The 18,212-nt window shown below is 51.8% G+C and carries 11 protein-coding genes; 5 read left to right on the forward strand and 6 right to left on the reverse strand.

Translation table 11 applies throughout. From position 1 onward, the window contains the following. Positions 1-6: 6 nt before the first annotated feature. Positions 7-3,339 carry a maltose alpha-D-glucosyltransferase gene (treS, locus tag K3G39_RS03235; protein WP_220624734.1) on the forward strand — a complete coding sequence of 1,111 codons (3,333 nt, stop codon included), beginning with the start codon at positions 7-9 and terminating at the stop codon, positions 3,337-3,339. Further along, positions 3,332-5,677, forward strand: coding sequence for a 1,4-alpha-glucan branching protein GlgB (gene glgB, locus K3G39_RS03240; protein ID WP_220624735.1), 2,346 nt, complete (start codon positions 3,332-3,334; stop codon positions 5,675-5,677). The genes treS and glgB overlap by 8 nt, the downstream gene beginning before the upstream one ends. 651 nt (positions 5,678-6,328) lie before the next feature. Here glgB and K3G39_RS03245 read toward each other — a convergent pair. After that, entirely contained in the window at positions 6,329-6,928 is a 600-nt protein-coding gene (locus K3G39_RS03245; RefSeq protein WP_220624736.1) for a DUF2179 domain-containing protein, read from the reverse strand. A gap of 407 nt (positions 6,929-7,335) precedes the next feature. Between K3G39_RS03245 and K3G39_RS03250 the strand changes: the two genes are divergently transcribed. Then, the gene (locus tag K3G39_RS03250) at positions 7,336-9,543 is read left to right on the forward strand and encodes a bifunctional alpha,alpha-trehalose-phosphate synthase (UDP-forming)/trehalose-phosphatase (RefSeq protein WP_220624737.1); all 2,208 of its coding nucleotides are present in this window, start codon (positions 7,336-7,338) and stop codon (positions 9,541-9,543) included. A gap of 83 nt (positions 9,544-9,626) precedes the next feature. Here the strand turns inward: K3G39_RS03250 and K3G39_RS03255 are convergent, their stop codons facing one another. The 4 genes from K3G39_RS03255 to K3G39_RS03270 all read right to left on the reverse strand — a co-directional run bounded on the left by K3G39_RS03255 (position 9,627) and on the right by K3G39_RS03270 (position 13,849). Further along, entirely contained in the window at positions 9,627-9,824 is a 198-nt protein-coding gene (locus K3G39_RS03255) for a hypothetical protein (RefSeq protein WP_220624738.1), read from the reverse strand. An 18-nt stretch (positions 9,825-9,842) separates the two neighbouring features. Next, complete coding sequence (xseB, locus tag K3G39_RS03260; RefSeq protein WP_220624739.1) at positions 9,843-10,109, reverse strand: exodeoxyribonuclease VII small subunit; 267 nt, start codon at positions 10,107-10,109, stop codon at positions 9,843-9,845. Continuing rightward, complete coding sequence (gene xseA / locus K3G39_RS03265; RefSeq protein ID WP_220624740.1) at positions 10,102-11,664, reverse strand: exodeoxyribonuclease VII large subunit; 1,563 nt, start codon at positions 11,662-11,664, stop codon at positions 10,102-10,104. Before xseA ends, xseB begins: the two co-directional genes overlap by 8 nt. Before the next feature lie 703 nt (positions 11,665-12,367). After that, positions 12,368-13,849 carry a helix-turn-helix domain-containing protein gene (locus K3G39_RS03270; protein ID WP_220624741.1) on the reverse strand — a complete coding sequence of 494 codons (1,482 nt, stop codon included), beginning with the start codon at positions 13,847-13,849 and terminating at the stop codon, positions 12,368-12,370. Between the two features lie 152 nt (positions 13,850-14,001). On the opposite strand from K3G39_RS03270, the gene aceB reads away from it, so the two are divergent. Both aceB and aceA read left to right on the forward strand, forming a co-directional pair. Then, positions 14,002-15,594, forward strand: coding sequence for a malate synthase A (gene aceB / locus K3G39_RS03275; RefSeq protein ID WP_220624742.1), 1,593 nt, complete (start codon positions 14,002-14,004; stop codon positions 15,592-15,594). A gap of 148 nt (positions 15,595-15,742) precedes the next feature. Beyond that, on the forward strand, positions 15,743-17,023 hold the full coding sequence (aceA, locus tag K3G39_RS03280; protein WP_220624743.1) for an isocitrate lyase: 1,281 nt from the start codon (positions 15,743-15,745) through the stop codon (positions 17,021-17,023). Positions 17,024-17,110: 87 nt separating this feature from the next. Here the strand turns inward: aceA and K3G39_RS03285 are convergent, their stop codons facing one another. Further along, the gene (locus tag K3G39_RS03285; protein ID WP_220624744.1) at positions 17,111-18,160 is read right to left on the reverse strand and encodes a CNNM domain-containing protein; all 1,050 of its coding nucleotides are present in this window, start codon (positions 18,158-18,160) and stop codon (positions 17,111-17,113) included. Positions 18,161-18,212 lie beyond the last annotated feature (52 nt).

Raw genomic sequence — 18,212 nt, forward strand, 5'->3', positions numbered from 1 at the left:
AACTATATGGCAGAAGACAACACCCTGCTCGACGACAACATCCACTGGTACAAAGACGCCATCATCTACGAGTTGCACATCAAAGCTTTTATGGATGGCAACGGCGATGGCATTGGCGACTTTAAAGGCCTGATGCAAAAACTCGATTACCTGGAAGAACTGGGCGTAACGGCCATCTGGCTCTTACCTTTCTATCCATCGCCTCTCAAAGACGACGGCTACGACATTGCCGACTACTACAGCATCAATCCGAGCTATGGCAACATGCAGGATTTTAAGCTTTTTGTGAAAGAGGCGCACCGCCGTGGGCTGAAGGTAATCACCGAGTTGGTCATCAACCACAGTTCCGATCAGCACCCCTGGTTCCAGCGGGCACGCCGCGCCAAGAAGGGCTCCAAGTACCGCAACTACTATGTCTGGACAGACGATCCGAAGCAGTACAAGGATGTGCGCATCATCTTCACGGATTACGAACCAAGCAACTGGACCTGGGACCCCGTGGCGGGGCAGTACTACTGGCACCGCTTCTTCCACCACCAGCCCGACCTTAACTTCGACAATCCGGATGTACAGCATGAGGTGTTTAAGATGCTCGATTACTGGTTCGATATGGGCGTGGACGGTTTCCGTCTGGACGCTGTGCCCTACCTGTTTGAGCGCGACGGCACCAACTGCGAGAACCTGCCCGAGACCCACGACTTCCTGAAAAAGCTACGAGCGCATGTGGACAGCAAGTATGAAGGCAAACTATTGCTGGCAGAGGCAAACATGTGGCCGGAGGATTCGGCTTCTTACTTCGGGGATGGCGACGAGTGCCACATGAACTACCACTTCCCGATCATGCCGCGCCTGTTCATGTCGGTGAAGATGGAAGACCGCTACCCGATCATCGATATTTTTGACCAGACGCCGGCTATACCTGAAACCTGTCAATGGGCCATGTTCCTGCGCAACCACGACGAACTCACGCTCGAAATGGTAACCGACGAGGAGCGCGACTACATGTACAAGGTATACACCCGCGACCCGCTGGCCAAAATCAATTTAGGTATACGCCACCGCCTGGCCCCGCTTTTGGGCAACGACCGCGCCAAGATCGAACTGATGAACGTGCTCTTGTTTTCGATGCGTGGCACACCGGTTGTGTATTATGGTGACGAGATCGGGATGGGCGACAACTATTACCTCGGTGATCGCGACGGGGTGCGTACGCCCATGCAGTGGAATGATAACCGCAATGCCGGCTTCTCAACAGCTAATCCGCAAAAGTTATACCTGCCTGTCATTATCGACCCGGAGTACAAGTATGAGTCAGTGAACGTGGATACACAGCAGCATAACGCCAACTCGCTGCTCTGGTGGATGCGCCGCGTCATCAACATGCGCAAGCGTTACAAGGCTTTTGGTCGTGGCGAGATCCGTTTCCTGAATCCGTCTAATGCTAAAGTGCTGGCCTTCGTGCGCTCATATCAGGACGAAAATATACTGGTAGTTGCTAACCTGTCGCGTTTCCCGGAGGCGGTGGAGCTGGACCTGCCGGAATTCAGAGGTTATGTGCCGGTAGAGGTATTCAGTAAAAACAAGTTCCCGCAGATAAAAGATGAACACTACGTGCTCACGCTGGGGACACACGGCTATTTCTGGTTCGAGCTGCAGCCGCAGGAAGTAAGCGGCCGCGAAGGGCTTGACATGAAAAAGCCTGCCATGCAGTTGCCGCCGCTTAGCCAGGCTATACCTGCCCGGTCGCTCAAAACGCTCGAAAGCAAAGTGCTGCCGCCTTACGTGATTAACCGTCGCTGGTTCGGTGGCAAGGCCCGTACGATACAGCGCATGCAGGTGGTCAGCAACACGCCGATGACGGCTGGCCGGTTTGCTGCTTCGCTGCTGTTTATTGAGGTGAGTTACAACGAAGGATTACCAGAACTCTACCAGTTACCCATTGCATTTGCCAGCGGCGAACTGGAAGAGGAACTGATTGCCACCCAGCCCAACAGCGTAATAGCCCGTGTGACCATGGATGGCAAAGAGGGCATTTTATACGATGCTGTTTACTCTGAGGACTACCGTCAGCTGTTGCTCAACCTGATGGCCAAACGCAAGAGCATTAAGGTAGATAGTACTGAGCTGGTGGGTACCGGCAGCCGCAGCATTGGCAATAAAATAAAAGAAATAGGCCAACCGCTGACGTCTAAGATACTGGGTGCTGAACAAAGCAATACGTCGGTGCTATACGATAACCAGTTTTTCCTGAAGGTATACCGTAAACTCGACCGCACCCAAAATCCGGATGTGGAGATCGTGCAGGCACTCACCGACAGGGACTTCCCGAACGTGCCGATGTATTTAGGTTCGGTGGAGCACCAGGAAAGCGGCAAGCCGCCCATGGTGCTTGTGATGCTGCAGGAGCTGGTACCGAACCAGGGCGATGCCTGGGTATACATGGAGGATTCACTCAAGCGCTTTTTTGAGCGACTGCAAACACACAAAGACAGGGAGCCGCTTGCCGAAACAACAGGCACATTATCACAGCCTGTTCCGTTTTCGGAAGCGCCGGAGCACATGCAGCTGCAGCTGGGAGGCGCCTCTGTGGAGCGCATCGAGCTACTTGGGCAGCGCACTGCCGAATTGCACCTGGCGCTGGCCGATATGACAGAATCCAAAGACTTTACACCCGAAGAGTTCTCGCTCCACTACCAACGTTCGCTCTATTCGTCGCTTACCTCACTGGTACGCAGCAATTTTGACAGTCTGCGCAAGCACCTGCCTAATTTGCCGGATAGCGTGCGGGCAGAGGCGGAGGAGGTACTGCAAATGCGCCAGCAGGTGCTGGAGCGTCTCAAGATGATCTTCCGACGCAAGATAGATACCCTGAAAATACGAACCCACGGCGACTACCACCTGGGGCAGGTACTCTTCACGGGTCGCGACTTCGTTATCATCGATTTTGAAGGGGAACCAGCCCGCTCGTTCAGTGAGCGCCGACTGAAACGTTCTCCGTTGCGCGACGTGGCGGGCATGATCCGATCGTTCCACTATGCCGCCTACAATGCCCTGTTCCAGCAGGATAGCTTCCGCAAAGAAGACAGCGATTATCTAGAGCAATGGGCCGAGCAATGGTACCATTACGCCAGCGGTTTCTTCATGCACACTTATTTAGGTATAGCCAAGAGTACCGGTGTGGTGCCTGAAAACGAAGAAGATGTGCAGGTACTGATGGAAACCTATTTGCTGGAGAAGGCGATCTATGAACTGGGCTATGAACTGAATAACCGTCCGGATTGGGTACTCATCCCGATCAGAGGCATAAAGTACATCATGAGGAAATATCAGAATGGCTAAGAAAAAGGAACAGGAAAACAAACAGCAGAACCCTCTGTCAGGTATGGAAACCGGTACCGGCGCAGCCATGAGCGAGGGCACGGAGCCAACCAAAACCGGAGGAAGAAAGAAAAGCAGTAAGACCGAAGGTATAGCCACTGTAGAAGTGCAGTCGGGGGCTGCCGCAGCGCCCACCAAACGGGGGAGGCCGCGCAAAACGGATGACAACCAACCAGGAACTGCAGCTCAGGAAGTAATGGTGAAGCCAAAGCGGGGACGTGCAACGCAGGCTACTCCAACCAATACAACTCCTGTGCAAAGCGAAGCCAAAGCAAAGCGCGGTAGATCGACGGAGTCAATTTCACAGCAAAAGGAGGCGCAGGAGATGGGGCTGGCGACTACACCTGCTCCGGTAATGGAACAGATGCAGCAGGAGCAAACCGGACCGGTTTATTACGACATCAGCCGCCTGTCTGAGTTCGATGTTTACCTGTTCCGCGAAGGCCGCCATTTCAACCTGTACGAAAAGTTGGGCTCTCACCTGATGGAGCGGCAGGGTACCAAAGGCGCTTACTTTGCGGTATGGGCGCCTAATGCCGAGCAGGTATCCGTGATGGGCGACTTTAACTCCTGGAACCGCGAAAGCCACCAGTTGCAGGTGCGTGCTGACGGCTCAGGTATATGGGAAGGTTTTATTCCTGATGTGAACGCAGGTATGCTCTACAAATACCATATCAGGTCCCGCTACCACATGTACCATGTCGAGAAAAGCGACCCCTTTGCGCTGCGCCGCGAAAAGCCGCCACAAACCGCTTCGGTCGTGCACGACCTGCACCACACCTGGCAGGACCAGAACTGGCTGGCGCAACGCAAGTCCCGCCACGGGCAGCCTCAGCCTTACTCTGTGTACGAACTGCATGTTGGCTCCTGGCGCCGAAAGCCAGAGGACAATAACCGTCCGCTGACCTACCGCGAACTGGCCGAGGAGCTGCCTGCTTATGTCAAAAACCTGGGCTTTACGCATGTGGAGTTCATGCCTGTTATGTATCATCCTTTCAGCGGTTCCTGGGGATATCAGATCACAGGTTATTTCGCAGCGGCCAGTCTCTATGGCTCTCCTGAGGACTTGATGTGTCTGATTGATGCCCTGCATCGTGAAGGTATAGGTGTGATTATGGATTGGGTGCCTTCTCACTTCCCTTCAGACGAGCACGGTCTGGCTTATTTCGATGGTACGCATTTGTTCGAGCACGCCGATCCGCGCAAGGGGTACCACCCGGACTGGAACAGCTACATCTTCAACTACGGTCGCAACGAGGTGCGCTCTTTCCTGATCAGCAATGCCCTGTTCTGGCTCGATAAATACCACGTAGATGGCCTGCGTGTAGATGCCGTGGCCTCTATGCTATACCTGGACTACAGCCGCAAACACGACGAGTGGATCCCGAACGAGTTTGGCGGACGTGAGAACCTGGAGGCGATCTCCTTCCTGAAGGATTTCAACGAGGCCGTACATACGCAGTTCCCGGAAACACTCACGATTGCAGAAGAGTCCACGGCCTGGCCGCAGGTGACGGGCAAAGTTGCAGACGGCGGGCTGGGCTTCGATATGAAGTGGATGATGGGCTGGATGCACGACACGCTCACCTATTTTTCTAAAGACCCGATCTATCGTAGACATCACCAGGGCGACATCACTTTTAGTATCATCTACGCTTTCACTGAGCGTTTCATGCTGCCGCTCTCGCACGATGAAGTTGTGCATGGCAAGGGCTCTCTGATCCGGAAGATGCCGGGAGACGAATGGCAGGCGTTTGCCAATCTGCGGGCGCTCTATACCTATATGTACGCCCACCCGGGTGCCAAACTCCTGTTCATGGGCGGCGAACTGGCACAAAGCAGCGAGTGGAACCACGACAGCAGCCTGGACTGGCACTTGCTGGAGTACGGTTACCATGCAGGTATACAAAAGCTTATCGGCGCACTAAACCATACCTACCGGGAAGAGCCAGCTCTTTACGGCAAAGCATTCAGCCCGGAAGGTTTTGAGTGGATTGACTTTAATGATGCCCATAACAGTGTGATCAGTTTCCTGCGCAAAGGGGAGCGGCCTGACGAGCAGTTGCTGGTGGTTTGCAATTTCACCCCTGGTGTTCACGACAACTACCGCCTTGGTGTGCCGACGGGAGGCAATTGGGTTGAGGTATTCAACAGCGATGACAGTCTCTTTGGTGGAAGCAACTTCCATAACCACGGCACGCTGCAGGCTATACCTGATTCCTTCCACGGACACACTTACTCCATCGTGCTGAAGTTACCACCAATGGCGGTGGTGTATTTTAAGTATCAGCCGGTGTAGTCCGTTTGGAGTATATTCTTTGATGGGGAATCTCCTCGATAAGAGAGCGTCTGTTCAGGTATGGATAGGCGCTCTTTTTTGTTATTGCTTGGATGGCGGATATAGCTACATGGCGGGAGGGTCCACGCTCATGGGGCTTCTCGCCCAGGTATGGGAGGGTATAGTTACTTTGCTTTTTAGCAACTGCAATTACAGGTATAGCGACCTGTGTTGCTCTGTAGCAACAGCTTTATCTTTAGCAACTAGTTTTGTTTTATAGCTTCGCCTGTGCGGCTGGCACTCACTTTTTTTCTGGATGAAAAAATAGAGGGCCCCTAGCCCGAGTAAGCAAAAAAGTCAAGACTCTCCAAATCGAGGGCCCCTACCCCCACTCGCTGAACGCTCTTGACAGGGGGACCCCTTCACCCCCAACAGTGGAGTGTCATTTAGGTGCGCCTGGTTGAGCTATACCTTCGTAGCCAGCGTGCAAGGATGTCTTGCTATACCTGCAATTGACTCGTGACAAAACTGAAACAATAACGCTTATACCTGAGAAATAACCGTTACAGGCTCCCCGCTTTGGACAAGGAGAGGTAGGGGTGGTTGGACCCGGTATACCAAAGAAACTACATCGACTACGAGTCTATACCTGACATCCGCAGGTATAGACTCCTACTTCCCCTTCCGCAGCGGAAAATGTTTCCAGATATTCAGCTTGCGCTTGCCTTCGTCGTTGGGTACTGTGTTTTCGGAAACAGAACGTACGTCTTCAATCGAGTAAAAGGCGTTGGGCTTATATTCGCGGATAATCTGGATGACCTCCTTTAGTTTTTTGCGCTTGACGATCATAAAGAGCAGGTTCACTTTGCCGCGGGTGCCTTTGGCATCGAGGGCGGTGAGGCGGTAGCCACGGCCAGCCAGGCGATCGATCAGTTGCTCGGCCGAGTCGACGGTGATGACACGCACCACCACCTGGCCCAGCGCCAATTTTTGTTCGATGCGCAGCCCCAGGAAGTTACCAGTAGCAAAACCGGCCGCCCAGGCAAAGTAGGATGCGAAATTACTCAGGTTCTGCATCACCTGCGTGATGGCCACCAGCCAGATCAATACTTCCAGAAAGCCGAGAAGCGGGGCAACCAGTTTGTCGCCCTTCGAGATAAAAACGATTCGGAGTGTACCTAAGGTAACATCGATAATGCGGGCCAGAAAAATAAGGGCAGGTATAATGACCCAGTTGACAATTTCAGGGTCAATTCCTTTGAAGTAATCCATGGGGCGGTTTGTTCTTTGGCTAATGTGTAAGCTGTTACTGCGTGCGACCAGAAATGGTTTCCTGATCCGGAGATACCCGAACCTTACGCAAAGCTTCCGGGTGATGCTCCTGTATAAAGATAGTAAGTTTTTCGGGGATATGGTAACGCAATTACAGGTATGCCCAAAGCTTGAGGTATAGAGAAGGAGATTACGCCGTATGGTAAATACTTCAATGTCAGGCAGTGATTTTATTTCATATTAATTTTACTATATAGCTAAAACGTGCGCACAATTATATCCGTATGCTATAAAGATTGCCAGTACCATAATTTGACAAAGCATATTTTTTATAATCCGGACCCTGAATGCAGCCTGCTCACACCCTGGGTTGGCTGCCGCAGATGCCAGACATAAGGTATAATCGCATGGCGAAACTGATTATTGTATCAAACCGTCTCCCTGTGAAGCTACAGGAACATGAGGGGCGGCTTGATTTTAAACCGAGCGAGGGTGGCCTCGCAACAGGATTAGGCTCTATCTACAAGAAAAAGAATAACCTTTGGATTGGTTGGCCGGGCATGGTAGTCGAAGAGGAATCGAAGCAACAGCAGATCGTCGACAACCTGAACGCGCAGAACATGCACCCTGTATTTCTCACCGAGAAAGAAATAAAAGAGTTTTATGAGGGCTTCAGCAACGAAACACTGTGGCCTACTTTCCACTATTTCAGCCAGTATGCCATTTACGAGCAGCAGCTTTGGGAAACCTATGTAGAGGTAAACCAGAAGTACTGCGACGAGTTGATGAAAGTGGCCGAGCCCGACGACACAATCTGGGTACACGATTACCAGTTGCTGCTGCTACCCTCCATGCTGCGCGAGAAACTACCGGAGAGCACCATCGGCTTCTTCCAGCATATTCCGTTTCCTTCTTATGAAGTTTTCCGACTCCTGCCATGGCGCAAGGAACTGCTGGAAGGTATGCTGGGCTCCGACCTGATCGGTTTCCATACCTACGACGACATGCGCCACTTCCTGAGCTCGGTCAACCGCCTGGTGGGCCACGGCAGCACGCATGGCTGGATCAATACAGGTACACGCTCTCTGCTCGTCGACTCATTCCCGATGGGGATTGACTATGAAAAGTACGAGCAGACGGCTGACAGCGAGGAAGTAAAAAAACGGGAGAAGATCTTCCGCAACAACCTGCACTCCAAAAAAATTGTGCTTTCGATCGACCGCCTCGACTACTCCAAAGGTATACCGCAGCGCCTGGAGTCCTTTGAGTTGTTCCTGGAGCGTTATCCGGAATTCCACGAAAAGGTAACTCTGGTGATGCTGGTGGTGCCGTCGCGCGATGCTGTGGGGAAATACAAAGAGCTGAAAGAGGAAGTGGACGAGCTGGTGGGCCGCATCAATGGCAAGTATAGCCACATGAACTGGAACCCGATACAATATTTCTACCGCTCTTATCCGCTCGAAACACTTTCTGCTTTTTACCGCATGGCCGATGTGGCGCTGGTTACGCCCATGCGCGATGGTATGAACCTGGTCTGCAAGGAGTACGTGGCCAGCAAGCTTGAACAAACCGGGGTGTTGATTCTGAGCGAAATGGCGGGCGCTTCCAAAGAGCTTTCCGAGGCGCTTCTGATCAACCCCAACGATATTAACCAGATGGTAGAAACGCTGCACACGGCCCTCACTATGCCGGAAGAAGTGCAGAAGCAGCACATGCAGAACATGCAGGAATCGCTGCGCAGGTATAACATCCACCATTGGGTGAGCATGTTCATGGACCGCCTCTCTTACGTGAAGATCAAGCAACTGTCCATGGCGACGACTTACCTCGACGAGGCCACTTACCAAGAGCTAAGCAACTCTTACGAGGAGGCCAGTTCGCGCCTGTTCTTCCTGGAGTATGACGGTGCTCTGGTCGACTATCACAATCGTCCGCTGATGGCCGCGCCTGACGAAGACTTACTGGAACTACTGCAGGTGTTGAGCAGCAATTCCAAAAATAGGGTAGTGGTGATAAGCAGCCGCGAGAAAGACAACATGCAGCGTTGGCTGGGCCACCTGAACATCGACCTCATAGCTGAGCACGGCGTTTGGATAAAGCAGCGCGGCACCGGTTGGCAAACCATGACCAGCCTGATCGATGACTGGAAAAGCGATATCCGCCTGATCCTGGATCTATACGTGGACCGCACGCCGGGCTCATTTATCGAAGAGAAAGAGTACTCCCTGGTATGGCACTACCGCCGTGTGGAAACCGGTTTGGGTGAACTGCGTGCCCGCGAACTCGTGAGCCACCTTAACTTCCTGGCCACCAACAGCAACCTGCAGGTGCTCGACGGACAAATGGCTGTGGAGGTGAAAGCCCAAGAGGTAAGCAAAGGCAAAGCCACCGGCTATTGGCTCAACATGTTCCCGCATGACTTTGTGCTCGCTATTGGTGACGACTGGGGCGATGAAGATATTTTCAAAGCGATGCCGCGCGAAGCTTATACCGTGAAGATCGGCAATACGCACTCCGTGGCAAAATACCACCTCGATAGCTGCGAAGAAACCCGGAAACTACTCTCGAGGTTGGTAGGGCTAAAACAGAAAAAGCTCCCGAAAGAATTGTTGTAATCTGAGTTATAGTGAAGCAAAAAATCCCCGGCTGTTGCGTTACAGTCCGGGGATTTTCGTTTTGGGTGCGCTAATGTAATTTGTCAGCTGTCCTCGGTTCTTCTGCTATACCTGCGGTAACTGTAAACCAGCGAAAACAGCACCAGCACATTGGCGACCAAACGTATGGACACATGTTGGTTAGGTACAGAAGTTAGCGAGTCCGAAAAGTCAATGTTGGTCACGTTGTAAATGATCAAGCTGATCAGTAGGACGATCAGGATGAGGGCAGACTTTTTCATGGGTTGGTCTGCTATACCTTACTGAAATAAAGTGCCACCGCCAGAGCCGCCTTTCTCAGGTTTCGATGCCGGTTCTTCGCAATTCTCCTCATTGAATACCTGGTTAATGGCATTCTCAGCATGACGCAGCTTGTCTTTGCAGAATTTGATCAGCAGGGAAGAGCGCTGTACTTTCTGGGTGAGTTCATCCACGTCTACGGAGTCGCTTTCGATGGCCCGCAGGATTTCCTCGAGTTCCTGAGTGGCCTCGCGGTAAGTCATTTTACTTATGTCTTTGTTATTCATCTTTGTCTGTAGTTACAACTAAACTGTGCACTCTGCCGTCCTGCAGGCGCGTTTCGATCACATCTCCCTCTTTTACCTGCCCCAGGTGCTTGATGATCTTGCCATTGATCAATGTTAAAGTATAGCCGCGCAGCAAAAGCTTTTCCGGATCGTTGGCCTGGATGCGCATTTCGAGCATGTCGAGCCTGTGGCTGTCGGAGCTCAGTTTTTTCTGGACACTGTACTGGAGACGGTCACTGCATTTTACAAAGCTAAGCTGACTACATTTGTGCTTATCCTTGGCCTCCGTTTCAATGCAATGTACGAGCTTGTTCAGGTCCTGCTCCTTCATGTGCAGCCAGCGCTGGCCTATACCTTCCACACAAACCGTCAGCTCGCTTAGTTCCTTTCCGCGCAGGTGCAACAGGTCTTTGGTGTTGGCCTGCAACAACCTCTCCGAGTTCAGCAACTGGCGTTTCTGGTTCTCAAGGAAGCTTTTTGGCTTGAGCAGCAGGCTTTTGGAAAAATGTTCCAGCTGCTCCCGGTTCTCCTGCAGCAAGCTGTTGGTCAGGTTCGATATTTTCAGGCTCTGCCGCTCCAACTTGTCGCTTGTGAAACGAAGCTGTTGGCTGGCAAACATGTAAATACTGTCAAACAATCCTTCAGCCTCTGTTTCAAAAGCCAGCGCTTTATCCAGCAGGTAATTAGCCACAGCTGTTGGCGTTTTCTGGCGGGTATGGGCAACGAGGTCGGCTATACTTTCGTCGCGCTCATGCCCTATACCTGTTAGCACGGGCAGTGGAGCGTTACCGATGGCAGCAGCTACCTTATAATCGTCAAAACAACCCAGGTCCGTTTGCGAACCGCCCCCGCGAATGATCACGATGGCGTCGAACAGGTGGCTATACCTGGCAATCAGGTCCATGGCTTTAACAATGGAATTTGGCGCCTCATTACCCTGCACGGTAGCCGGAAAAAGGCGTGTGTCGAAGGTATAGCCGTAGCTGTTGTTTTCGAGTTGGTGGATAAAATCCTGGTAACCTGCCGCCGTCGCCGACGATACAATGGCCAGTCGCTGCGGCACCAATGGCATTTCCAGCTCTTTGTTGGCTGTGAGCAATCCCTCCGCCTCCAGTCGCTTCAGCGTTTCCTGTCGCTGCCGTGCCAAGTCGCCTATGGTATAGTTAGCGTCGATGTTGACAATATCAAGACTCAGTCCGTAAAGTTCGTGAAAACGCACCTGCGCCTGAAACAAGATCTTAAGTCCGGCTTTGAGCGGTTGCCCGGTTTTCTCCTCAAAATAGCGCCCCAGCATCTGGAAACGGCTGCTCCAGATCGTAGCACGTGCCTGCGCCTGAATGGCGCCGCGTGGATTATCGCCTTTATCGACCAGGTTAAGGTAGCAATGGCCTTTGCGCCGGTCCGGCGTTACCTGCGATATCTCGGCCACCACCCAGTAACTCTCCGGAAACGCCAGCTCCAGTTCCTCCCGAATCTGCTGGTGCAGCTCGAAGAGCGAAAGCGGAGCATGAAACTCCTGTGTAACGGTAGTCTGGCTGAAAATAAACTGGGCCATGGGCAGGGTGAGGAATCTAATCCCGAAGATAGGGTTTTTGAGTGAAATCTGATTAGAGCGATATCGGATTTTCCTTTAAATGGTTGCTGTTTGGGATGGATACAGGTTTGTTGCAGTATAGCTTCATGGCGCGAGCATTCTCGCTCTTGTCTGCTATAGTGGGGCCTCTGGCCCTTTTATCAGGTATAGCTAGCTGAATGGCTATACCTATACCTGGCTTAGACACCCTTTGGCTATATCTTACCTGAGCTGTTTCATTGCTTCGCCTGTGCGGCGGGCACCTACTTTTTTCCTTGATGGGGGTAGGAGCCCTCGATAAAGAAAAAAATCGAGGCCCCTAGCCCCAGTAGGCAAAAAAGTCAAGACCCTCCAAATCAAGGCCCCCTACCCCCACTCGCTGAACGCTCTTGACAGGGGGACCCCTTCACCCCCAACAGTGGAGTGTCAAAAGGTGCACCTGGCTGAGCTATACCTTCGTAGCTAGCGTGCAGGTTAGTCTTGTTATACCTGCCAGGGGTATGTGCCACGAAGCCTATACCTAACAACTGGCAGTAATAGAGATTCCCCTCTCGGAAGGGGCAGGCTAGCCGTGCACACGAAACCTTAGCTACAGAGCTTACTTAAAGAACTAACAGTACCAACAATTCCCCCTTCGAAGGGAGCAGGGGATATTAATCTTGCAAATAGAACTATAAACCCTACTTTATCCCTCTAACCCATCCAGCGTCTGCATTACCTTTTCCTGCCACAACTGCTTCTCCAGAATTACGGGTGGGGCAGCGCGTTCGAGGCAGTCGGGGGCGGGGCAGCGTTCGCAGGTTTCGTTGACGTAGCGGTGCACAATGGCCGGGTCGTCCAGGAAGCGGACTTTGCGGCGCAGGTTCTCGTTGAGAAGCAGGCCAATGCTGATCGTGCCGGTCAGGCTTTCTGTTGGTTGGGCCAGGGCGAGTACCAGGTATTCGTTGGTGGAGTTAATGTAAGAAGAACGCTGTATACCTACCAGCGGCTGATCGAGTTTGCCGGCTAGTTTCTGCCTCTCCAACTCTTCAAACAGGGTAAGTGAGATCCAGCGGCGACAGTAATGCTCGTTCAGGAAAGAGGCATGGGGGTTGTGCAGCCCTGAAAGGTGCAACTCTTTGGTGAGCGAGAAGCTGTCAGAATTTATATCGTGGTAGAAGCGCAGAAAGAACAGCTGCTTGATATTGAAAAAGCGTGGCAGGAGCGAAGTGAGGCGATGCAGCAGTGTTTCGGGCGAGGTGCTGTAGTTTTCCATGAGCTGCAACAGGAGGTTTGGCTGCCAGGTCGGTTGCGAAAAAAACGTTTGCATGTCCTGCACCAGGCGGTCGCGGTTGAGCAGCAAAGCTCCCGCAAAGTATGAGGCCTTGAAATTGTTGAGCACTTCTTCAAACGAACCCACTTTCACCCAGGTGGAGGTGTGGGGCCTAGGCTTCAGCTGCAGCACCTCAAAGCCAATCTCACGGGCCACCGCAAAAGCGCGTTGCTGCTCTGTCAGGTTCGGGTTAAGCAACAGCACAGGGGCCCCACCAGGTATGTGAATAGAACGAAGCGGGGCCAGGTCAGGGTGTTGATTAAATGTCTCTGTTGTTAATTTTATGTTAAATGAATTTTCCATTATACCTGCCAGCTGCGCGAAGGATGGCGTATGCTCAGGGCTGATGCCATGCGCCTCCATAAAGCGCTCCACTTCAAGTTCCAGTTCTTCGAAGTAATTGTCGTGCAGTTCCTGGTAGGAGCGGAGGGCTGAGAAATAGAATTGCTCTACCCGCAGATCAAAGGCGCGGGAGATTTCCAGCAAAGTATTCACAAAAGCACTCAGTTTGGCCGGAGCCGTGGCAAACAGGTCGAGTAAACGGCTCACATCCAGACCAAAATGCTCCAGTGGCAACTCCGAAAGGATGTTTGACTGAAGCAGTTCCCCCACCGGTTGCAGGCGTTTGCTCAACTGCAGCGACACCAGGTAGTCGTAGGTCACGCCCAGTTCATCCGCTATAATGGCAATTTTACTGGGCTTGGGATGCTTTTTCCCCTTCTCTATTTCATTGAGGTACGACACCGATATACCTGTGCTCGTGGCCAGGTCGGTCAGCGAGATGTTCTTTTCTGCTCTTAACTGTTTGATTTTCAGTCCGAGTATAAGCCGGATAACATCTTCCTTTAGCCTCATCAAAAATATTTTTCTTAGTCTTTATGCTAATAAACGTGCTTTTGCGATTATTTCCTAAAAACATAAAATTTTTATTTAGCGAAAATTCGCCAAAAGTAAAATGTTCGCGTATAGATTTTCAAACCACATTTTATCATCTCAAATTTACAAGTATGTTAGTAGAGAACATAGCCCAAGTGAAAGGAGTACCTGTTAATGGTGCAGAGCAAATCTTGACAGCTGAAGCCGCAGAGTTCCTTGTGATGCTACACGAGCGCTTCGACAGCCGAAGAGTAGAACTGTTAAAAGCAAGAGCAGAGCGGCAACAGCGGATAGATGCCGGCGAGCAACCTGATTTTCTGGCGGAGACCAGAGCGATCCGGGAAGGTGACTGGCAAGTAGGTGCTATACCTGACGACCTGCAAATGCGCCGCGTGGAGATTACGGGGCCAGTGGACCGCAAGATGGTGATCAACGCGCTGAACTCCGGGGCTGATGTGTTCATGGCTGACTTTGAAGATGCAAATTCTCCTACCTGGGAAAACGTGGTGCAGGGGCAGCTAAACCTCTACGATGCCGTGCGCCGCACCATCACCTATCAGAACGGCAAGGTATACCAGCTTAAAGAAGAAGTAGCGCTGCTGAAGGTACGCCCCAGAGGCTGGCACTTGACTGAAAAACATCTGTTGATAGGAGACAAGCCGATCTCAGCTGCCTTGTTTGATTTCGGCCTTTTCTTCTTCCATAACGCGAAAGAGCTGCTTGCCCGTGGCTCAGGGCCCTACTTTTACCTTCCCAAGCTGGAGAGTCACTTAGAAGCCCGCTTGTGGAACGATGTGTTTGCAGCGGCGCAGGAGGCTTTGGCTATACCTGTCGGTACGATCAAAGCGACGGTGCTAATAGAGACCATCCTGGCTGCCTTCGAGATGGATGAAATTCTGTATGAATTGCGCGAGCATATTGTCGGGCTCAACGCCGGCCGCTGGGATTACATTTTCAGCGCTATCAAGAAGTTCCGCAACCAGCCTGATGTCGTTTTCCCGGATCGTACGGCCATCACCATGCAAGTGCCTTTTATGAAAGCTTACACTGATTTGCTTGTGCAGACCTGTCATAAACGCGGCGCGCATGCCATGGGGGGTATGGCGGCCTTCATCCCAAACCGTCACGATCCAGCCGTGAACAAAACAGCCTTTGAGAAAGTGAAAGCCGATAAAAACTTCGAAGCTAGTAATGGTTTTGACGGCACCTGGGTAGCACACCCGGATCTTATACCTGTCGCACGGGAGGCATTTGATAAAGTGCTCGGTGAGAAACCGCACCAGAAGGAAGTGCTACGGGAAGATGTGAATGTGAAGGCGGAAGATCTGCTCAACTTCGAGATAACAGGAGGCAAAATCACAGAACAAGGGCTGCGACTCAACATCAACGTCGGCATTCTCTACATCGGCAACTGGCTCTGCGGCACCGGTGCAGCGGCAATTCACAACCTGATGGAAGATGCTGCTACCGCCGAGATTTCCCGGGCGCAGGTATGGCAGTGGCTGCACCACAAAGACACCCGTACCGCCGAAGGCGAGCCCATCACCGAGGCACGTATGCTGCAACTGATAAAGGAAGAGACCGAACACATCAAAGCAGAAGTCGGATTAGCCATGTTTAAAAACTGTCACTTCGAACGCGCCTCCCAGCTTTTCTCCGAGCTCGTACTCTCTACCTGTTTTGTCGATTTCCTGACGCTACCAGCCTATAAATACATTGATTGAAGTTTGGGAGTTGAGGATTGAAACGAATCATAAATGGAAGCTGATCCCTTCTCAATCCTACACTTCAGAGTCTGAACCCGGAACTCCTGACAACCAAATTTCACAACACTTAAACTTATTAACTCTTACTTCTCAATCTCCTATAATTATGTCAAAGACCGAAAGAATTCAGGCAATCCAGCAAGACTGGCTCGTAAATCCGCGTTGGGCAGGTATAAAAAGACCCTATACTGCCGATGAAGTTGTGAAACTGCAGGGCTCCGTTAAAATTGAGTATACCCTGGCCCGCAACGGGGCAGAGAAACTGTGGTGTCTGCTGCATACCGAGGACTATGTGGCCGGATTGGGTGCGATGACGGGCAACCAGGCAGTACAGGAAGTGCAGGCAGGCCTCAATGCCATCTACCTCAGCGGCTGGCAGGTGGCTGCCGACGCCAACCTCGCCGGACAAATGTACCCCGACCAGAGCCTCTACCCGGCCGACAGCGTACCGAAAGTGATCAAAAAGATCAACAACGCGCTACTGCGTGCCGACCAGATCCAAAGCGTGACTGGCGAGGGAGAAATTGACTGGCTGGTGCCGATCGTGGCCGATGCGGAGGCTGGTTTCGGTGGTAACCTGAATGCTTTTGAACTGATGAAGATGATGATCGAGGCCGGGGCTGCCGGTGTTCATTTCGAAGACCAGTTGTCGAGCGCCAAAAAGTGCGGACACCTAGGCGGCAAAGTGCTGGTACCCACGCAGGAGGCCATCAACAAACTGGTGGCAGCCCGACTCGCAGCTGATGTAATGGGCGTGCCGACATTGCTTGTTGCCCGCACCGATGCCGATGCCGCCAACCTGATCACCAGCGACATCGATCCGCGCGATCATGAGTTTATCATACCCGGAGAACGCACCAGCGAGGGCTTCTACCACGTGAATTGCGGAATCGAACAAGGTATAGCAAGGGGGCTGGCCTACGCTCCTTATGCCGACCTGATCTGGATGGAAACGTCTACGCCGGACCTGGAGCAGGCCCGCAGATTTGCAGAAGCCATTCATGCCAAATTTCCGGGCAAGCTGCTGGCCTATAACTGCTCACCATCCTTTAACTGGGCTGCCAAACTGAGTGTGGAAGAAATGGAAACATTCCGGGAAGAATTGGCGCAGATGGGCTACAAATTCCAGTTCATCACCCTGGCCGGCTTCCATGCGCTCAACACCAGCATGTTCGAACTGGCCAAGGCTTATAAAGCACGTGGTATGGCAGGTTATTCTGAGTTGCAGGAGCGGGAGTTTGGTCTGGTGAAAGAAGGTTTCAAGGCTGTGAAGCACCAGTCTTTTGTCGGCACGGCTTACTTCGATGCTATCCAGAATACTGTCACGTCAGGTACGGCTTCTACAGCTGCGCTGGTGGGCTCTACGGAAGAAGAACAGTTTCATTAAGATTGACTCAATAAATAAAGAAAAACTCCCTGCTGTCTGACAGATGGCAGGGAGTTTTTTTGAGTCTGATATATTCAGAGCAGCTGTTTACTCTGTTTTGAACCCGATGCCTTTGGCTCTTTTCGCCCAGTTTTCGCGGGCCCATTTCTGCATGTCTTCCACGTTGTCCATCTCGTCCATGATCTCCATACCTAACAGCGTTTCGATAATGTCCTCCATGGTGACGATGCCGGCCGTGCCGCCATATTCGTCCACTACCAGCGCAATATGGTTTTGCTCCTTAAGCAATCGGCTGAACAGCTCAGGTATAGGCATGTATTCGGTTACAACATCGATATCACGCTTAATGCTTTTCAAAGGCAGGTTGCCCTGGTTGTCGATTAATTTCGAGAGCACCTCGTCCTTGAGCACATAGCCGTATATATCATCCAGACTATTCTGGTAAACCGGTATCCGGGAGAAGCGCAGGGTCTTGGCCTGCTTGAAAAAATCAACAATCAGCATGTCTTCCTGAGCGCCGTAAATAACGGTTCGGGGTGTCATCACGTGGCGCACCAGAATCTGGTTAAAACGGAGCACATTGCGCAGTATCTGGGATTCACCTCTCTTAAAAATGCCTTCTTTTATACCTATCTCCGCCATGGCTGTAAAGTCGGCACGGCTCAGCACACTTTTGTCTTTGTCACGCTTGAGGCGCTTGGTAATAAACTGCGAAAGCAGGATGAGCGGATACAAAGGAGAGTAGATCATGATGCGCAGCGTTGTTACCGTAAAAGGGGTTAGTTGCCTCCAGTAGTTGACACCGAGTGTTTTAGGGATGATCTCAGAAAATATGAGGATGATAATGGTGACAATAGCAGAAACCAGGGAGAGATACTGGTCTCCCCATAAGACCTGAGCCTGTGCACCTACTCCGGCTGCGCCAATGGTATGCGCAAATGTGTTGAGGGTAAGAATAGCAGCCAGCGGCCGGTCTATGTTGTCTTTAAACTCCTGTAAGTGCTTGCCGAGCGCCGGATTTTTTTCTTTGGCGATGCTCACGTGCGAGGGCGTGATGCTAAGCAGAGCCGCCTCCAGCAAAGAGCATATGAAAGATAATACAATAGATAAAAAAAGGTAAAAGAAAAGTAGGCCCATGCAGGTGGTTACGGTTTAGATTAGTCTCTGACAGTCCTGAATTAAGGACCTC

The organism is Pontibacter sp. HSC-14F20 (assembly GCF_019599265.1).
In the GTDB taxonomy this organism is placed as follows: Bacteria; Bacteroidota; Bacteroidia; order Cytophagales; family Hymenobacteraceae; genus Pontibacter.

Excerpts from the sequence above, each read along its gene's own strand:
- treS (WP_220624734.1), top strand. The coding sequence starts at position 7 with ATGGCAGAAGACAACACCCTGCTCGACGACAACATCCACTGGTACAAA.
- glgB (WP_220624735.1), top strand. The coding sequence starts at position 3,332 with ATGGCTAAGAAAAAGGAACAGGAAAACAAACAGCAGAACCCTCTGTCA.
- K3G39_RS03245 (WP_220624736.1), bottom strand. The coding sequence starts at position 6,928 with ATGGATTACTTCAAAGGAATTGACCCTGAAATTGTCAACTGGGTCATT.
- K3G39_RS03250 (WP_220624737.1), top strand. The coding sequence starts at position 7,336 with ATGGCGAAACTGATTATTGTATCAAACCGTCTCCCTGTGAAGCTACAG.
- K3G39_RS03255 (WP_220624738.1), bottom strand. The coding sequence starts at position 9,824 with ATGAAAAAGTCTGCCCTCATCCTGATCGTCCTACTGATCAGCTTGATC.
- xseB (WP_220624739.1), bottom strand. The coding sequence starts at position 10,109 with ATGAATAACAAAGACATAAGTAAAATGACTTACCGCGAGGCCACTCAG.
- xseA (WP_220624740.1), bottom strand. The coding sequence starts at position 11,664 with ATGGCCCAGTTTATTTTCAGCCAGACTACCGTTACACAGGAGTTTCAT.
- K3G39_RS03270 (WP_220624741.1), bottom strand. The coding sequence starts at position 13,849 with ATGAGGCTAAAGGAAGATGTTATCCGGCTTATACTCGGACTGAAAATC.
- aceB (WP_220624742.1), top strand. The coding sequence starts at position 14,002 with ATGTTAGTAGAGAACATAGCCCAAGTGAAAGGAGTACCTGTTAATGGT.
- aceA (WP_220624743.1), top strand. The coding sequence starts at position 15,743 with ATGTCAAAGACCGAAAGAATTCAGGCAATCCAGCAAGACTGGCTCGTA.
- K3G39_RS03285 (WP_220624744.1), bottom strand. The coding sequence starts at position 18,160 with ATGGGCCTACTTTTCTTTTACCTTTTTTTATCTATTGTATTATCTTTC.